The sequence below is a fragment of the Flavobacterium sp. NG2 genome (genome assembly GCF_034119845.1).
In the GTDB taxonomy this organism is placed as follows: domain Bacteria; phylum Bacteroidota; class Bacteroidia; order Flavobacteriales; family Flavobacteriaceae; genus Flavobacterium.
In genome coordinates this window covers 3,290,704-3,306,849 of record NZ_CP139420.1, presented here as the reverse complement: position 1 = coordinate 3,306,849, position 16,146 = coordinate 3,290,704, and the positions used below count along the sequence as shown (strand labels likewise).

Below are 16,146 nucleotides of genomic sequence, written 5' to 3'. Positions count from 1 at the left end.
GAAAAATTAAACCGCTTTTTCTAAAGCTTGCATAGTATCTACTAATACTTGTACGCTTTCAATTGGCATAGCATTGTAGATAGATGCTCTGTAACCACCCACTGAGCGGTGTCCAGGTAATCCTGAAATTCCAGCCTCTTTCCACATTTTGTCAAATGTTTCTGTGTGTTCTGGATTGTTTAATAAGAACGTAACGTTCATTGTAGAACGGTCTTCTTTGACAGCAGCTCCTTTGAATAATGGATTTCTGTCAATTTCATTATAAAGCAATTCTGCTTTAGCATTGTTTAATTTTTCAACAGCTGCGATACCACCTTTTTCCTTGATCCATCTCAATGTCAATAAAGACGCGTAAACAGGGAAAACTGGAGGAGTATTGAACATACTATCAGCTTTGATGTGTTTGGCATAATCTAACATGCTTGGAATTGCACGACCGCTTTTACCAATGATTTCTTCTTTGATAACGACAAGAGTCGCTCCTGCAGGTCCCATATTTTTTTGAGCACCAGCATAGATAATATCAAATTGAGTGAAATCTAATTCTCTAGAAAAAATATCCGAACTCATGTCACATACCATTGGTACATTCGTTTTAGGAAATGATTTCATTTGAGTACCAAAAATGGTGTTGTTACTAGTGCAGTGAAAATAATCTGCATCAGCTGGAATTTCATATCCTTTAGGAACGTAAGTGTAGTTGTCTTCCTTAGAAGAACCCACGATAACAGTTTCGCCAAAGAATTTTGCTTCTTTAATAGCTGCAGTAGCCCAAGTTCCTGAATCTAAATAAGCTGCTTTTCCACCTTCTTTCATCAAGTTGTAAGGAACCATCAAAAATTCTAAACTAGCTCCGCCAGCAAGAAAAAGAGCTTGGTATCCTTTACCTTCTAATCCTAGTAATTCAAGTGCTAATGCTCTTGCTTCATCCATTACAGCAACAAAGTCTTTGCTACGGTGTGAAATTTCTAAGATAGATAATCCTGAATTATTGAAATCTAAAATCGCTTGTGCTGATTTTTCAAAAACTTCTTGTGGTAAAATACAAGGTCCTGCGCTGTAGTTGTGTTTTTTCATGGTGTAGTTTATGTCCAAAAAATTAAAATGCAAATTTCGGTAATAGTACTCGAATAAGCATTAAATTATTCATAATAATTATTAAATTTTTCCTGATGTTATTAACAAAAACGATATAGTATCGATATTATCTGCGTAATCCCATAAATTTGGACGTTGGGTTTGACCAAAAGGGATGCTTTTTTTTATTAAATTGTTACTGACGATACATTGAAGATTTTCAGCTTCCGAAACGAGTTTTTGTTGCAGTGTTTCAAGGTCTTCGTAATATTCGTAAAACACACTCGAAATTGGCGAGGCGTGACTGCTGTCTTCTTTGATGGTCAAAAAACCATTGTCGAGTAATTTGAAGTTACTCATCAAGAAAACGGCTTTGTTGTAATCGTAATTATTGGCGTACTTTTCATACTGAATCACGTCTTGGTACTCATATATTGCTTCAAAAAAAGCATCAAAAGAATAGCCTTTTGGTACAAATAGTTTAGAAACATTGCGACAACCTAGCCCAAAATACCTAAAAATATCTTCGCCAAGGGCAATTAAATCTTCCTTGCTTTCTTGACCGTTTAATACTGCTACTGAATTTCGGCTTTTGCGGATTATTGATGGTTTATCTTTAAAATAATAGTCAAAATAACGCGCTGTATTATTGCTGCCAGTGGCGATTACTGCATCGAAATTCTCTAATTTACCATCGACAAATGTGATTTTGTCAGCCAATTCAGGTTCGATATGAATTATATACTTTGCTAAAAAAGGCAATAAATGTTGATCATTGGAGGAAGTTTTAATCAAGGCTTGGTTCCCGGTAATCAAAACAGATAAGAAATCATGAAAACCTACTAGTGGAATATTTCCTGCAAGAATTAAAGCTACTTTTTTAGAAGTAATATCCTTAAAATCATAGGGTTTTAGCCAAGTGTTAAGGTTTTCTTTTGTTAAGGCATTGGCCCATGATGCTATCGAAAAATAAACTTGTTCTGGGGTATACCAACCGTTATGTGACTGTGATAAATGGATTAAATCAACAAAGGGGTCAAAAAACAGATCATTCGCTAAAACGCCCTCTTTTCGGGTGTTTTCGCTCTCAGAAAATTGACTCAGAAATTTTCCGAGTGCTATAAAAACATTTTTTTTTGTTTCTAAGGTCATATTGCTTGTTTATGAAATGTTTTGATTGTAATTTTGCACAAAAATAAGTATAATAAAGTCGAAAGACAAAAGTTATATTCCATTGGTTTATGAAACTTAAAACTTTTGTACTTTAAACCTTAAACTAAATAATAGAATGGCAATTATCATAACAGACGAATGTATCAATTGTGGTGCATGTGAACCAGAATGTCCAAATACAGCAATTTACGAAGGAGCTGATGATTGGAGATATAAAGACGGTACTAAATTAACTGGAACAGTGATTCTTCCTGATGGAACTGAGGTTGATGCTGAAGAAGCTCAAACTCCAATTTCTGACGAAGTGTATTATATCGTACCTGGAAAATGTACAGAATGTAAAGGGTTTCATGATGAGCCTCAATGTGCTGCTGTATGTCCTGTTGACTGTTGTATCCCTGATGATAATCATGTGGAAGACGAAGAAACATTATTAAATAGACAAGCTTTTTTACATAACGAATAAAGTTTTGTTAGTCAAAGTAAAAAAAAAGCCTGAGTTTATAAAACTCAGGCTTTTTTTATGGACTTATATTTTTTTAGAAATTAAAACCTAATCTAGCATAGTAATAAGCTCCGCCAAAACCCATTTGAACAGCATCCCAATAACCACCACCTTCAACCCAGTCATCTTGTTGGTCAGGGTAAATATTGAAAAGGTTATTAGCGCCAAAGCTTAATTTTGAAGATTTACAAAGTTTAAAGCCTAATGTAATGTCTGTTACTACTTTTGGCGAGTAAATGTCAGTTGCTGCTTTGATTTTGTTGGCAAAACTACCACCATAATCAGCTTCATCTTCTGCGGCTTGATAATCGATAAGTCGTACTTCGCTAAAACGAGTGAAAGCCAAACCAGCATTAAACCATTTTTTTGTATAGTTTAGGTTTAAAGCGAATTTATTATCTGGTGCTGAAGCCAAAAGAAAAGCTTTTTCTCTTTCGCCAAAGAAAATTTCCTTATCTAATGTGCCATTGTTGACATTGCTAATTTTCATGTTATTGATATTTCCAACCAAGGTTGCGCTTACTGTTTGGTCATCAAAAGTTTTTTTCCAAGCAAATACAAGGTCTAAACCTGTAGTTTTGGTATCTACACCATTTACGAAAAACTGAGCTGAATCGACACCGATATTCAATGCTGTTGCATCAAAATAACCTGTTAATACAATTCGGTCATTTACATTTATTAAGTAACCATCAACAGTTGCAGTAAAGTCTCCAAAATTTGCAGTGAAACCTAAAGAAGCGTTGACTGCTTTTTCTTCGTTTAGTTTTTGAATTCCAAATCCTTTGGTTACTGGGCTGTTGTTTGGAGAAAGTAAAACTTCAGACGCACCTCCTGAGCTAAAATTGGTAAAGCGTAGGTTATAATAGATTTGAGCTAATGAGGGTGCTCTAAAACCAGTACTCACAGAACCTCTTATGTTAAAATTATTTGAAGCCTTGATTCTAGTTGCTAATTTCCCGTTTAGGGTACTACCAAAATCGCTATAGTTTTCAAAACGAACAGCTCCACTTACTAATAATGCTTTGGTTATATCAAGTTCAACATCAGTATAGAGTGAGATATTAGAGCGGCTTTTGTTTACTTCGTTTAGAGGACTGTAACCAGGGAAGCCTTGAGAGCCACCAGGTCTTGCTTCTCCTGATATTGGGTCTATTGGTGCTGATTGTGAGGATGGGTCAGAAATGACTCTTCCGTTAGTGTCGTAAGTAGCATACGAACCTTCGTCTCCAGCAAAAATTGTAAATTGTTCTGTTCTAAATTCAGAACCAAAAGCAATATTTAAACCATCTAGTACGGTATCAAAATTTTTAGAAAGGTCAAAATTTGTTGTGTTTTGGCTTAAACTATGACCACCAGCATCAAATTCTGTTGGGGAAGCTTGCTCTAATGAAGCATTAATAGTACCTTTTACATAATAATGAAATAGGTTTTTACCAAAAGTATTACTAAAGTCAATTTTCCATCCACTAGAAGTTTCTGTTCTGATTCCAGCTGCGAATGAATTGTCGAGGATGTTGGATGTAATTCTTGGGGTAAAACCACCCGGGTAAATTGACTCAACCACTCTTTCGCCATCATTTCTAGTAAAAGCATAGGCATCTGTGTCTCTGTAATTTTTTCCACCAAAGGCATAAATTTCAGTTTTATCTGAGACAGGTATGGATAGATTTCCAAATAAGTTAAATCCTAAAATAGAGGCTTCTCCAAAACCTTTTCTAAAGTCAAATCCAGGACGTAATGTTTTGTTTTTATTCAGATATTCAGCTGTAAAATTGGCAAATCCACCTTTTTCACCAATGGCAACTCCATAATTAGCTCCTACCTTTACAGAACCTCCGTCAAATGATTGGTCTTTACCAAAAGAGTTTCCATTACCATTCTTATCTAATCTAAAACCGTCCGTATTGGCAGTTCCTGTTGGGAAATCGCCTTTCGCATTAGTATTGTATGCACCATAAGTAACTGAACCTGTAAATTCGTCTACATTGTCATTCAATACAATGTTAACCACTCCTGCTATAGCATCTGAGCCGTATTGAGCAGCTGCACCATCTCTAAGGATTTCAATTCGTTTGATGGAAGTGGCCGGAATAGCATTCAAATCTGTTCCAGTATTTCCTCGGCCTCGAGTACCAAATAAGTTAATTAATGAAGATTGGTGTCTTCTTTTTCCGTTGATTAAAACTAAAGTTTGATCTGGCCCTAATCCTCTTAAGGATGCAGGGTCAACGTGGTCTGAACCGTCTGAACCCGATTGTTTATTGGCATTAAATGAAGGGGCAACGTATTGCAGTAATTCGTTAATTTCTAACTTTCCACTTTGGGTAGTCACGTCTTTGACGTTTATAATGTCTATAGGGACAGCAGAGTTGACTACGGTTCTTTTTGAATTTCTAGACCCTACAATAACAATGTCGTCTAATATTTCACCTTCTTCAGAAGTCATTATAACATTTAAAGGACTACCAGAAACTAATTTTTCGACAGTTTTATACCCTATATAGCTAAATATTAAAGTAGACCCTTCTTTTACTTTGATAGTAAATTTACCATCAAAATCGGTTGCGACACCCGTGTTAGTGCCTTTTTCAATGATATTTACTCCTGGCAAGCTATTGCCAGATGGGTCTTTGACTACTCCTGAGATGTTTTTTTGTGCCAAAAGGGTACTAACGCTTAATAGCAAAATAAATAAGTAGATTTTTTTCATATGAAAGAGGGGTTAAGTGATTTGTACGCTGCAATATAACATTTTTTTAACACTTTAACTTGATTATTATGAAGGTTTTGTGTGAATTAATAAGGAACTGTTAAGGCGGTCAGGGGGCAAATTTCCAAACTAGAAAAGTTTTAAAAAAAAAAGTTAATTAATTTTATCTTTCGTTAATAGTTACTAAAACATTTATTAAATCTTATATTTGCAAACTTTTAAAATAGAATTTTCAATACGTACTAATATAAACAGTACCGAATAAATATAAAAAACATGAAAGCAGGAATTGTAGGATTACCTAATGTTGGAAAATCAACACTTTTTAATTGTTTGTCAAATGCCAAAGCGCAAAGTGCAAACTTTCCTTTTTGTACTATCGAACCTAATATTGGAGTGGTAAACGTGCCAGACCCACGTATCAATAAATTAGAAGAATTAGTAAAGCCAGAGCGTGTGCAAATGGCAACTGTGGATATTGTAGATATCGCGGGATTGGTAAAAGGAGCAAGCAAAGGTGAAGGATTAGGAAATCAATTTCTTGGAAATATTAGGGAGTGTAATGCTATTATTCACGTTTTACGTTGTTTTGATAACGATAACATCGTGCACGTTGATGGAAATGTAAATCCAATTCGTGATAAAGAAACCATTGATATTGAGTTACAGTTAAAAGATCTTGAAACTGTTGAAAAACGTTTGGAGAAAGTTAATCGTGCTGCAAAAACAGGAAATAAAGAAGCGCAAACCGAAAAAGCGCTTTTAGACCGAATTAAAGATGCTTTATTGCAAGCTAAGTCTGCTAGAACAATCAGTCCGCAAAGTAATGATGAGGAAGTTTTGATGGAAAGTTTTCAATTGATTACAGCAAAACCAGTTTTGTACGTATGTAATGTGGATGAAAATTCAGCTGTTAATGGTAATAAATATGTTGACCAAGTAAAAGAATTAGTAAAAGACGAAGATGCTGAGGTAATCATTCTTTCAGTAGGTGCTGAGGCTGATATTACCGAATTAGAAAGCTACGAAGAACGTCAAGTTTTTCTTGAAGATATGGGATTGACAGAGCCAGGAGCTTCTGTGTTGATTCGTGCTGCTTACAAATTATTAAAACAACAAACGTATTTCACTGCAGGTGTTAAGGAAGTTCGTGCATGGACAATTAATATTGGAGCAACTGCACCACAAGCTGCTGGAGTAATTCATACTGATTTTGAAAAGGGATTTATCCGTGCTGAGGTAATCTCATATGAAGATTATGTGAAATACGGTTCAGAGGCCAAAGCCAAAGAAGCTGGTAAGTTTAAAGTCGAAGGAAAAGAATATATAGTTAAAGATGGTGATGTGATGCATTTCCGTTTTAATGTGTAATTTGTATTAAGTACAAAGTATTAAGATTTAGAAACCTGCAAAAGTCATTTTGCGGGTTTTTTTGTACCCATTTCCCGCTTTCCACTACAAGATTTTGCCATCTTGCCTTTTTTTCTAAGTCAAAAAAGGAGCTTCCTGCGGTCGCTCTTTTTTGCCAAGAAAAAATAGGCAATCCTGTCAAAATGCTTTTCGTTTCAATCGGGGGTAGGATATAGGCGGGAAGTAGGATGTTGGGAGCATTGAAATATTTAAAATGATAAAAATCTGTTCCATCCGTTTAATCTGTGTTCCATTTATTATTTGCTTTGTGAACTTAGTGCTTCCTTCGTGCCATTGTGGTTAAATCCTTTTTCACTATTTTTATAAAAAAAACATGAAGATAATCGCCTTTGGAGCTAGTCCAAGTAAAAAATCTATCAATAAACAACTTGCCACATATGCAGCTTCACTTTTTAATAAGGCCGAAGTGGAAGTACTGGATTTAAACGATTTCCCGATGCCTGTTTTTAGTGTGGATATCGAAGCCGAAATAGGACAGCATGACAATGCCAAAGCATTTCTAGCTAAAATAGCAACAGCCGATTTTTTAGTAGTTTCAATGGCTGAAAATAATGGAAATTACTCCGCAGCTTTCAAAAACATTTTCGACTGGTGCACCCGAATCCAAAAAGAAATTTTTCAACATAAACCAATGCTTTTGATGGCCACTTCGCCAGGGGGTAGAGGGGGAGCAACGGTTTTGGAAATTGCTAAAAATGCTTTCCCACGTTTTGGAACTGAAATCAAAGGGACGTTTTCATTGCCGAACTTCAACGATAATTTTGATGTAGAAAAAGGAATAATTTCTAATCCAGAATTGGATAAGGAGCTGAGAAGTATAATTGAAGGGATTTAAGAATTTTAGTATTGATTAAATAATGAGGAAAAAATTGTACTGCTTATTGGTTGTTAGTTTGTTTTTTTTAACCAATGGATATTCTCAAAAATATGATAAAGTTGATTTAATTGTAGATAACTATCCTAAGACGATTACGACAGCAGATCAGCTTGTTGCTTTGGTTCTCAAGGATTTTACTCTTCCAGATGAAAAAGCTAGGGCAATTTTTAGATGGGTTTGTACTAGTGTAGCCTATGATGTCGTTTTATCTGAATCTATGAACCACTCTTCTATTAAAGCATTTTCGTATAAGACGGAAAAAGAAAAAGAGATTAAGGAGAAAAAATTTAAGCAGGATTTGATTCAAAATACTATGATTACAAAGAAAGCCGTATGTCATGGCTATGCTGTATTGATAGAATATTTGTATTTAAAGTTGGGATTAGAAACTAAAATTATTTTAGGAAATTTACGTACTGATGTTTCTCAAATTGGTAAGTTACCAGAAGAGTTAAATCATGCTTGGAATGTGGTTAAAATTGATAACAAATGGCAATTTGTGGATGCCACTTTGGCCTCAGGATTTGTTTCAGCTAAAACAAATCTGTTTAAGTTTTATTTTAATGAGGGATATTTTTTTACTAGTCCTGAAAAATTCTTTTTAAACCATTATCCTTTGGATGAAAAGTGGTTATTTGTAGCTAAAAACAAATCTGATTTTGCCAAATTGCCTGTGTTTTTTGGTGCTTTTTTTGAAAACACTTATAATATAGTGAAACCTGAATCAGGGATTTGCATGTCCAAAAAATCTAATGAACTTCATTTTAGTATTAGTGGTTTAAGTGAAAATGATGTGATTCAATATCTGGCAAGTTCAGACAACAAAAAGCGGTATTTAAAACTGGAGAATCAATCCAATTTTAGTATCCCTATTCAAGGAAATGAGAATACTATTTTATACTTATTTATAAATGGTAAAGTCATTGCGATGTATAAAATTGTGTAATTTTTTTTCAAGAATTAAGAATTAAGAATTAAGAATTAAGAATTAAGAATTAAGATGAAACAGTAATAGACTGAATAAAAACACAATTCTCTTTCTTTTATCCTTTTCCATCTCCCATCTCCCATCTCCCATCTTCCTACTTCCTACTTCCATCTTCGATCTCCCCACTTCCTCCCTTGTCAATATCATTCTTGATAACTTTGAATCTAGGGGCTTTTAAAATAGTTTGAGAAATGGTATATTAGCGCATCCGAGGCTTATTCTTAAAGAGTAATAGCTATACGGAATCCAATTAAAATTGATAAAATCCCGAAATGTCAGAACAAAATCAATATACCGAAGATAATATTCGGTCACTCGACTGGAAAGAACACATTCGCATGCGTCCAGGTATGTATATTGGGAAACTGGGTGATGGTTCTTCACCAGATGATGGTATTTACATTTTATTAAAAGAAGTAATTGATAACTGTATCGATGAGTTTGTCATGGGCTCTGGTAAAACAATTGAGGTTTCTATCAAAGACAAGACAGTGGCTGTACGTGACTATGGACGTGGAATTCCTTTAGGGAAGGTAGTTGATGTAGTTTCTAAGATGAATACTGGAGGTAAGTACGACTCGTTAGCCTTTAAAAAATCAGTGGGTTTAAATGGGGTAGGAACCAAGGCTGTGAATGCTTTGTCTAATTATTTTAGAGTTGAGTCTGTAAGAGATAATCAACAAAAGGCAGCTGAATTTTCAGCAGGGAATCTAACTATTGAAGAGGAAGTTTCAGAAACCACAAAACGCAAAGGAACGAAAGTTACCTTTATTCCAGACGAAGCAATTTTTAAAAATTACAAATTTAGAAATGAGTATGTAATCAAAATGCTTAAAAATTATTGTTACCTCAATGCGGGATTGACTATAATTTATAACGGTGAAAAATACTTTTCAGATTATGGACTTCGTGATTTATTAGATGAAAATATTGCGGAAGAGGATAAAGTGTATCCAATTATCCACCTTAAGGCAGAGGATATTGAAATTGCGATGACTCATAGTAAATCGCAATATAGCGAGGAATATCATTCTTTTGTGAATGGACAAAATACAACTCAAGGAGGGACACACTTGGTGGCTTTTCGTGAGGCAATAGTAAAAACGATTCGAGAGTTTTACAATAAAAATTTCGAGCCTTCAGATATCAGGAAATCTATCGTTGGAGCTGTAAGTATTAAAGTTATGGAACCTGTTTTTGAATCGCAAACAAAGACTAAACTAGGTTCTACCGATATGGGCTCAGAGGCAGGAATGCCATCTGTGCGCACGTTTGTTAATGATTTTGTAAAAACCAAACTAGATAACTTTTTACATAAAAATCCTGAAACAGCTGATTTGTTATTACGCAAAATTTTGCAAGCTGAAAGAGAACGTAAAGAACTTTCAGGCATTCGAAAGTTAGCAAAAGACCGCGCCAAAAAAGCGAACCTTCATAATAAGAAATTGCGTGATTGTAGGGTGCATTTGGCTGATGTCAAAAACCCTCGTTACTTAGAGAGCACCTTGTTTATTACCGAGGGAGATTCGGCTTCGGGGTCGATAACCAAATCGCGTGATGTCAATACACAAGCGGTATTTAGTTTGCGTGGTAAGCCTTTGAACTCGTATGGCATGACTAAGAAGATTGTGTATGAGAATGAGGAATTCAATCTTTTGCAAGCAGCGCTTGACATCGAAGATGATATGGAAAATTTGCGTTACAACAACATTGTCATTGCTACGGATGCCGATGTCGATGGGATGCACATTCGTTTATTATTGATTACGTTTTTCCTGCAGTTTTTCCCCGAATTAATCAAAGAAGGGCATTTGTATATTTTGCAAACGCCATTGTTCAGGGTTCGTAACAAAAAAGAAACGATTTATTGTTATAGTGAAGAGGAACGAAAAGACGCCATCGAAAAGCTAAAACCGAAACCAGAGATTACTCGATTTAAGGGATTAGGAGAGATTTCTCCTGATGAGTTCAAGCATTTCATTGGGGATAATATCCGTCTCGAACCGATTATGCTCGACAAAGCAACTTCTATCGAAAAATTATTGGAGTTTTATATGGGTAAAAACACACCTGACCGACAAGAATTTATCATCAAGAATTTGAAGGTAGAATTAGATGTTTTGGAGAAGGAGTAAAAACGATTCTTTAAAATGTAATTATGGAAAATCAGGATATTCGTTGGAAACAAAGATTTGAACATTTTGTTAATGCTTTTAGACAATTAAAAAATGCCAAAGAATTAAAAAAGCAAAGAGAATTTACAGAATTAGAATTACAAGGGGTGATTCAGGCTTTTGAGGTTTCACAAGAATTGTCTTGGAAAGTGATGAAAGATTTTTTGGAAGAACAAGGGAGAACGGATTTGTTCGGTAGTAAAAATGCAGTGAAAGAGGCTTTTAATGTTGGGATTATATCTCATGGGGATATTTGGCTTGACATGATTAAAAGTCGTAATCTAACCTCACATATTTATGACCAAAAAGAAATTTTAGCCATCCTAGATGTAATTTTACTCACGTATTTTCCAGTATTTATTGAATTTGAAAATAAAATGAAAACCTTTTTATAATGTTTGGAATCTATCCCAATAGTTATAATGAAATTCTAGACATTCTAGAAAATTGCAGTTCAATAGATGAGGTGATCATCTATGGTTCTAGAGCAAAAGGCAATTATAGAGAAGGTTCAGATATTGATATAACATTGAAAGGGGAAGTTACACCTTCCGATATGAGTAAATTATGGCATGATTTAGACGATAGCTATATTCCATATAAATTTGACATATCAGTTTATAAGGATTTAAAATCCCCAGTTTAATTGAGCATATAGATAGAGTAGGTAGGGTTTTTTATAAAAGAAAGTTAAAAAGTAATGTCAGAAAGCCTTCCAAATAATGTTTTGTTTTCGCAAGTGGTTGAGTTGTTGCAAAATGCACGACAACAAGTCTTACGCACCATTAACTCAACAATGGGGTATAGTTATTTTGAAATAGGTAGAATGATTGTTGAGGAAGCACAAAACGGAAGTGAAAGAGCTCAATATGGAAAACAAATCTTAAAAGGGCTATCTAAAACGATTGGTATTGTTCTGTGTCAAAACAAATACGTTTTAGTGGAATATACTTTTCCAGAGAATAACGAACAAATATTGGCTAGTAAATACAAAACAGTATTAGCTAGTAAAGAAGATTTAATAAAATTAATTTCGTAATCACTATATGAAAGACGAAGAAGACGATAATATAATTCCGGATAACGAAGAGAATAATTCTGAAGACAATTCACTTGATGAAAATCAAGATGGAGATGATGAAGAAGAAATTATTGAAGTTGATACCAAAGATTTTGAAGGAGGCCATTTTTACGATAACAATAGTGATGAATCGGATACGATTACTAAGGTTACGGGAATGTACAAAGACTGGTTTTTGGACTATGCTTCGTATGTAATTCTAGAACGTGCTGTTCCTGCTATTGAAGATGGGTTTAAGCCTGTACAACGTCGTATCATGCATTCTTTAAAGGAGTTGGATGACGGGCGTTACAATAAGGTAGCAAATGTAGTAGGTCACACGATGCAGTATCACCCTCACGGAGATGCGAGTATAGGAGATGCTATGGTACAAATAGGACAAAAAGATTTGTTGATTGACTGCCAAGGAAACTGGGGAAACATATTAACAGGGGATAGTGCCGCGGCGTCTCGTTATATTGAAGCACGTTTGTCAAAATTTGCCTTGGAGGTTTTGTATTCTCCAAAAATTACGGACTGGGGCGTGTCCTATGATGGCCGTCGTGCTGAACCGAATAACCTGCCTGTAAAATTTCCTTTGTTATTAGCACAAGGAGCGGAAGGGATTGCAGTTGGTCTTTCGACCAAAGTTTTACCCCATAACTTTAATGAGTTAATTGACGCTTCTATTAAAATTTTAAAAGGAAAATCATTTACACTTTACCCTGATTTTATGACGGAGGGTATTGCAGACGTTTCCAATTATAATGATGGTTTACGAGGTGGTCGTGTTCGTGTACGTGCAAAAATCGCTCAACTTGATAAAAATACTTTGGTGATTACCCAAATCCCGTTTTCAACTAATACGACTACTTTGATTGATAGTATTTTGAAAGCGAATGATAAGGGAAAAATAAAAATCAAAAAAATTGAAGACAATACCGCTGCTGAGGTTGAAATTTTAATACATCTTTATCCAGGTGTTTCTCCAGATAAAACCATTGATGCGTTGTTTGCTTTTACCGCTTGTGAAACATCGGTAGCACCGCTGGGATGTGTGATTGAAGACAACAAGCCTTTGTTTATTGGTGTGTCCGAAATGTTGAAAATATCGACACATCGTACGGTTGATTTACTGAAAAAAGAGCTTGAAATTCAACTGGACGAACTAGAAAATAAATGGCATTTTTCGACCCTTGAAAAAATATTCATTCGAGAAGAAATGTACATCGATTTCAAATTATATTCGGATAAAGAACAGTTGTTTGAGTATATGTACAAACGCTTTGAGCCTTTTAAAAAGAGTTTTGTGCGTGAGATTCATGATGATGATTTGCAAAGATTAACGCAAATCCCAATGATTCGTATTACACGTTTCGATTCGGATAAAGCGGATGATTTTATAGCGAAATTGGAAGCCGAAATGGAGCAAGTAAAACATGATTTGGAACATCTGACTGAATTTGCCATAGCTTATTTTACAAAACTCAAAGAGAAATATGGTAAAGGTCGTGAGCGTAAAACAGAACTTCGTGTTTTTGATGATATCGAAGCTACCAAAGTGGTGCTACGTAATACAAAATTATACGTTAATAAAGCAGAAGGTTTTGTAGGGACAAGTTTAAAACGTGATGAATATGTGACGGATTGTTCAGATATTGACGATGTGATTGTTTTCTTGCGTGATGGAAGTATGATGGTTACTAAGGTAGACGCTAAAACTTTTATAGGTAAAGACATTATCCATGTTTCTATTTTTGACAAAAGTGACAAGCGAACCATTTATAATATGATTTATAGAGATGGTAAATCAGGTCCTTCTTATATCAAACGCTTCAATGTAACAGCTGTAACCCGAGATAAATTATATGATTTAACAAATGGAACTAAAGGTTCTCAGATATTGTATTTTACCCATAATCCAAATGGAGAAGCAGAGGTAATAACGATTATTTTACGTCAGGTTGGAACGATTAAAAAATTGAAGTTTGATATAGATTTTGCTAAAATGGCAATCAAAGGTCGTGCTTCCAAAGGGAATTTAGCGAGTAAATATCCAATAAAGAAAATCGAAATCAAGGAAAAGGGAATTTCAACCTTATTGCCTAGAAAGGTTTGGTTTGACGATACGGTACAGCGCTTAAATGTAGATGCGAGAGGGGAGTTGCTAGGCGAGTTTAGACCAAGTGATAAGATTTTAATAATCCAACAATCTGGAAAAATTAAAGTGATTACACCCGAATTATCGACTCATTTTGACGAGGATATGATAGTATTGGAAAAATGGATTCCTAAAAAACCAATCTCAGCTATTTATTATGACGGTGAAAAAGAGCGTTATTATTTAAAGCGCTTTTTGGTGGAAACCGAAAATAAAGAAGAATTGATTATTACGGAACACCCTAATTCGAGATTAGAAATAGTTTCTACAGATTATCGTCCCGTAGCCGAGTTAGTATTCCCAAAAATAAAGGGAGTTCAAAAAGAAAGTGTTACTATTGACGTGGAGGCTTTTATTGCTGTAAAAGGTTTTAAAGCCATGGGGAATCAATTGACCACAGATAAATTGAAACAGGTAAATTTATTAGAACCGTTACCTTATGAAGCTCCAGAGGAAATAGTTCCTGAAGAATTGGAGGTTAAAGATGGTCATAATGCTGACGATTCAGATATCCAACTGGATGATGATGGTCAAATTACTTTGTCCTTAGATTAATAACAATATGAGTAATAATTAAAAGAGGCTGTCCGGAAAGACAGCCTCTTTTATTTCTATTAAATGGTCATTGAGAATAATTCAGTTTGTGGAGCTTTTCGTTTAAGTCTAAGGTCAAATGCCATACAGATGTTTCGAACAAAAGGTTTTCCTGCATCAGTTACAACAAGATGGTCTTTGTAGATTTGAATTAAACCATCTTTTTCCATTTCGTGTAACTGAATCAAGATTGATGGTATTTCATCAAAATAATCAATGGAATTTTCCCAAGATGTATGGAATTGGCACATTAAATTCAAAATGTGCTTTCGTATTTTTAAATCTTCTTTTGTTAAAGTATGTCCTCTTAAAACTGGCAATTTATGATCATTTATTAATTGATAATATTCTTCAATCGTCTTTACGTTTTGAGCAAAGCTATACCAACTATCACTTATAGAAGAGACTCCCAGTCCAATCATCAATTGTGTTTTGGTAGAGCTGTATCCCATAAAATTACGATGCAGTTGTTTTGAGTTGAAAGATTCATAAAGGCTGTCTTTTTTGAGGGCAAAATGGTCCATTCCAATTTCATGGTATCCATTTTTTGCTAATAAAAGTTTTCCTATTTCGTATAATTTTCTTTTTTCGTCATCTTTAGGCAGGTCTTCCTCTTTAAAACCACGTTGTCCGTTTCCTTTTATCCAAGGTACATGGGCATAACTATAAAAAGCTAAACGGTCAGGTTGTAATGTTTTGGTTTTTTCAATTGTGTCTACAACATTTTCAATGGTTTGAAAAGGTAATCCAAAAACTAAATCATGGCTGATAGAAGTGTAGCCAATCTCACGAGCCCAAAGCGTAACTTTGGCTACATTATGAAAAGGCTGATACCTATGAATCGCCTCTTGCACTTTTGGGGAATAATCTTGAACACCAAAACTGACTCTTCTAAAGCCTAAATCGTATAGTTTTTGCAAATGTTGAAAACTAGTATTATTGGGGTGTCCTTCAAAACTAAACTCATGCTTGGGTGCTTTGACTGCTTTTTTGAAGATTCCATTGATGAGGTATTCTAAATTTTCAATTGAAAAAAATGTAGGCGTTCCACCCCCTAGATGAATTTCTTTGATAATAACTGTTTCAGGAAGTAAATCGCAGTACAAATCCCATTCTTTTAGAACGGCCTCAATATATGGACTTTCGACTTGATGATTTTTGGTGATTCTTTTGTTGCATCCGCAAAATGTACACAAACTTTCGCAAAAAGGTAAATGGATATACAAACTAATCCCTTCGGTGGTATTTGTTTCTATAAACGATTTTTTAAGACTTTTTTCCCAGTTAGTTATGCTAAATTGTTCTTCATCCCAATAAGGAACGGTTGGATAACTAGTGTATCTTGGTCCAGGAACATTATATTTTTGTACGAATGATGGCGATGTCATAGTAT

General features: G+C 34.8%; 13 protein-coding genes. 9 read left to right on the top strand and 4 right to left on the bottom strand.

The window, feature by feature from the left end; translation table 11 throughout:
* Positions 1 to 6: 6 nt before the first annotated feature.
* Both serC and SLW70_RS13445 read right to left on the bottom strand, forming a co-directional pair.
* Positions 7 to 1,077 (bottom strand): 3-phosphoserine/phosphohydroxythreonine transaminase, encoded by a 1,071-nt coding sequence (gene serC / locus SLW70_RS13450; protein WP_320889079.1) that lies wholly within the window; start codon positions 1,075 to 1,077, stop codon positions 7 to 9.
* An 81-nt stretch (positions 1,078 to 1,158) separates the two neighbouring features.
* On the bottom strand, positions 1,159 to 2,229 hold the full coding sequence (locus tag SLW70_RS13445) for an acyl-CoA reductase (RefSeq protein WP_320889077.1): 1,071 nt from the start codon (positions 2,227 to 2,229) through the stop codon (positions 1,159 to 1,161).
* Positions 2,230 to 2,365: 136 nt separating this feature from the next.
* Here SLW70_RS13445 and SLW70_RS13440 point away from each other — a divergent pair, with 136 nt between their 5' ends.
* Positions 2,366 to 2,716: a 4Fe-4S dicluster domain-containing protein gene (locus tag SLW70_RS13440; RefSeq protein ID WP_320889075.1), complete on the top strand. Its 351-nt coding sequence runs from the start codon at positions 2,366 to 2,368 to the stop codon at positions 2,714 to 2,716.
* Between the two features lie 73 nt (positions 2,717 to 2,789).
* On the opposite strand, the gene SLW70_RS13435 is transcribed toward SLW70_RS13440, so the two are convergent.
* Positions 2,790 to 5,468, bottom strand: coding sequence for a TonB-dependent receptor (locus tag SLW70_RS13435; protein ID WP_320889073.1), 2,679 nt, complete (start codon positions 5,466 to 5,468; stop codon positions 2,790 to 2,792).
* 276 nt (positions 5,469 to 5,744) lie between these two features.
* Between SLW70_RS13435 and ychF the strand changes: the two genes are divergently transcribed.
* The 8 genes from ychF to SLW70_RS13395 all read left to right on the top strand — a co-directional run bounded on the left by ychF (position 5,745) and on the right by SLW70_RS13395 (position 14,714).
* Positions 5,745 to 6,839 carry a redox-regulated ATPase YchF gene (gene ychF / locus SLW70_RS13430; RefSeq protein ID WP_320889072.1) on the top strand — a complete coding sequence of 365 codons (1,095 nt, stop codon included), beginning with the start codon at positions 5,745 to 5,747 and terminating at the stop codon, positions 6,837 to 6,839.
* Positions 6,840 to 7,212: 373 nt separating this feature from the next.
* Positions 7,213 to 7,734 (top strand): NAD(P)H-dependent oxidoreductase, encoded by a 522-nt coding sequence (locus tag SLW70_RS13425; RefSeq protein ID WP_320889070.1) that lies wholly within the window; start codon positions 7,213 to 7,215, stop codon positions 7,732 to 7,734.
* Between the two features lie 22 nt (positions 7,735 to 7,756).
* Entirely contained in the window at positions 7,757 to 8,722 is a 966-nt protein-coding gene (locus SLW70_RS13420; protein ID WP_320889068.1) for a transglutaminase domain-containing protein, read from the top strand.
* A gap of 314 nt (positions 8,723 to 9,036) precedes the next feature.
* Entirely contained in the window at positions 9,037 to 10,899 is a 1,863-nt protein-coding gene (locus SLW70_RS13415; protein WP_320889066.1) for a DNA topoisomerase IV subunit B, read from the top strand.
* 23 nt (positions 10,900 to 10,922) lie between these two features.
* Entirely contained in the window at positions 10,923 to 11,333 is a 411-nt protein-coding gene (locus tag SLW70_RS13410) for a nucleotidyltransferase substrate binding protein (RefSeq protein WP_320889065.1), read from the top strand.
* Entirely contained in the window at positions 11,333 to 11,584 is a 252-nt protein-coding gene (locus SLW70_RS13405; protein ID WP_320889063.1) for a nucleotidyltransferase domain-containing protein, read from the top strand. The genes SLW70_RS13410 and SLW70_RS13405 overlap by 1 nt, the downstream gene beginning before the upstream one ends.
* A gap of 54 nt (positions 11,585 to 11,638) precedes the next feature.
* Positions 11,639 to 11,977, top strand: coding sequence for a DUF1016 N-terminal domain-containing protein (locus tag SLW70_RS13400; protein WP_320889061.1), 339 nt, complete (start codon positions 11,639 to 11,641; stop codon positions 11,975 to 11,977).
* A gap of 7 nt (positions 11,978 to 11,984) precedes the next feature.
* Entirely contained in the window at positions 11,985 to 14,714 is a 2,730-nt protein-coding gene (locus SLW70_RS13395) for a DNA gyrase/topoisomerase IV subunit A (RefSeq protein WP_320889059.1), read from the top strand.
* A gap of 59 nt (positions 14,715 to 14,773) precedes the next feature.
* On the opposite strand, the gene hemN is transcribed toward SLW70_RS13395, so the two are convergent.
* On the bottom strand, positions 14,774 to 16,141 hold the full coding sequence (hemN, locus tag SLW70_RS13390) for an oxygen-independent coproporphyrinogen III oxidase (RefSeq protein WP_320889058.1): 1,368 nt from the start codon (positions 16,139 to 16,141) through the stop codon (positions 14,774 to 14,776).
* Between the last annotated feature and the right edge of the window lie 5 nt (positions 16,142 to 16,146).

What these genes read in the sequence shown, in the direction of transcription:
- serC (WP_320889079.1), bottom strand. Translation starts at nt 1,077, where the DNA reads ATGAAAAAACACAACTACAGCGCAGGACCTTGTATTTTACCACAAGAA.
- SLW70_RS13445 (WP_320889077.1), bottom strand. Translation starts at nt 2,229, where the DNA reads ATGACCTTAGAAACAAAAAAAAATGTTTTTATAGCACTCGGAAAATTT.
- SLW70_RS13440 (WP_320889075.1), top strand. Translation starts at nt 2,366, where the DNA reads ATGGCAATTATCATAACAGACGAATGTATCAATTGTGGTGCATGTGAA.
- SLW70_RS13435 (WP_320889073.1), bottom strand. Translation starts at nt 5,468, where the DNA reads ATGAAAAAAATCTACTTATTTATTTTGCTATTAAGCGTTAGTACCCTT.
- ychF (WP_320889072.1), top strand. Translation starts at nt 5,745, where the DNA reads ATGAAAGCAGGAATTGTAGGATTACCTAATGTTGGAAAATCAACACTT.
- SLW70_RS13425 (WP_320889070.1), top strand. Translation starts at nt 7,213, where the DNA reads ATGAAGATAATCGCCTTTGGAGCTAGTCCAAGTAAAAAATCTATCAAT.
- SLW70_RS13420 (WP_320889068.1), top strand. Translation starts at nt 7,757, where the DNA reads ATGAGGAAAAAATTGTACTGCTTATTGGTTGTTAGTTTGTTTTTTTTA.
- SLW70_RS13415 (WP_320889066.1), top strand. Translation starts at nt 9,037, where the DNA reads ATGTCAGAACAAAATCAATATACCGAAGATAATATTCGGTCACTCGAC.
- SLW70_RS13410 (WP_320889065.1), top strand. Translation starts at nt 10,923, where the DNA reads ATGGAAAATCAGGATATTCGTTGGAAACAAAGATTTGAACATTTTGTT.
- SLW70_RS13405 (WP_320889063.1), top strand. Translation starts at nt 11,333, where the DNA reads ATGTTTGGAATCTATCCCAATAGTTATAATGAAATTCTAGACATTCTA.
- SLW70_RS13400 (WP_320889061.1), top strand. Translation starts at nt 11,639, where the DNA reads ATGTCAGAAAGCCTTCCAAATAATGTTTTGTTTTCGCAAGTGGTTGAG.
- SLW70_RS13395 (WP_320889059.1), top strand. Translation starts at nt 11,985, where the DNA reads ATGAAAGACGAAGAAGACGATAATATAATTCCGGATAACGAAGAGAAT.
- hemN (WP_320889058.1), bottom strand. Translation starts at nt 16,141, where the DNA reads ATGACATCGCCATCATTCGTACAAAAATATAATGTTCCTGGACCAAGA.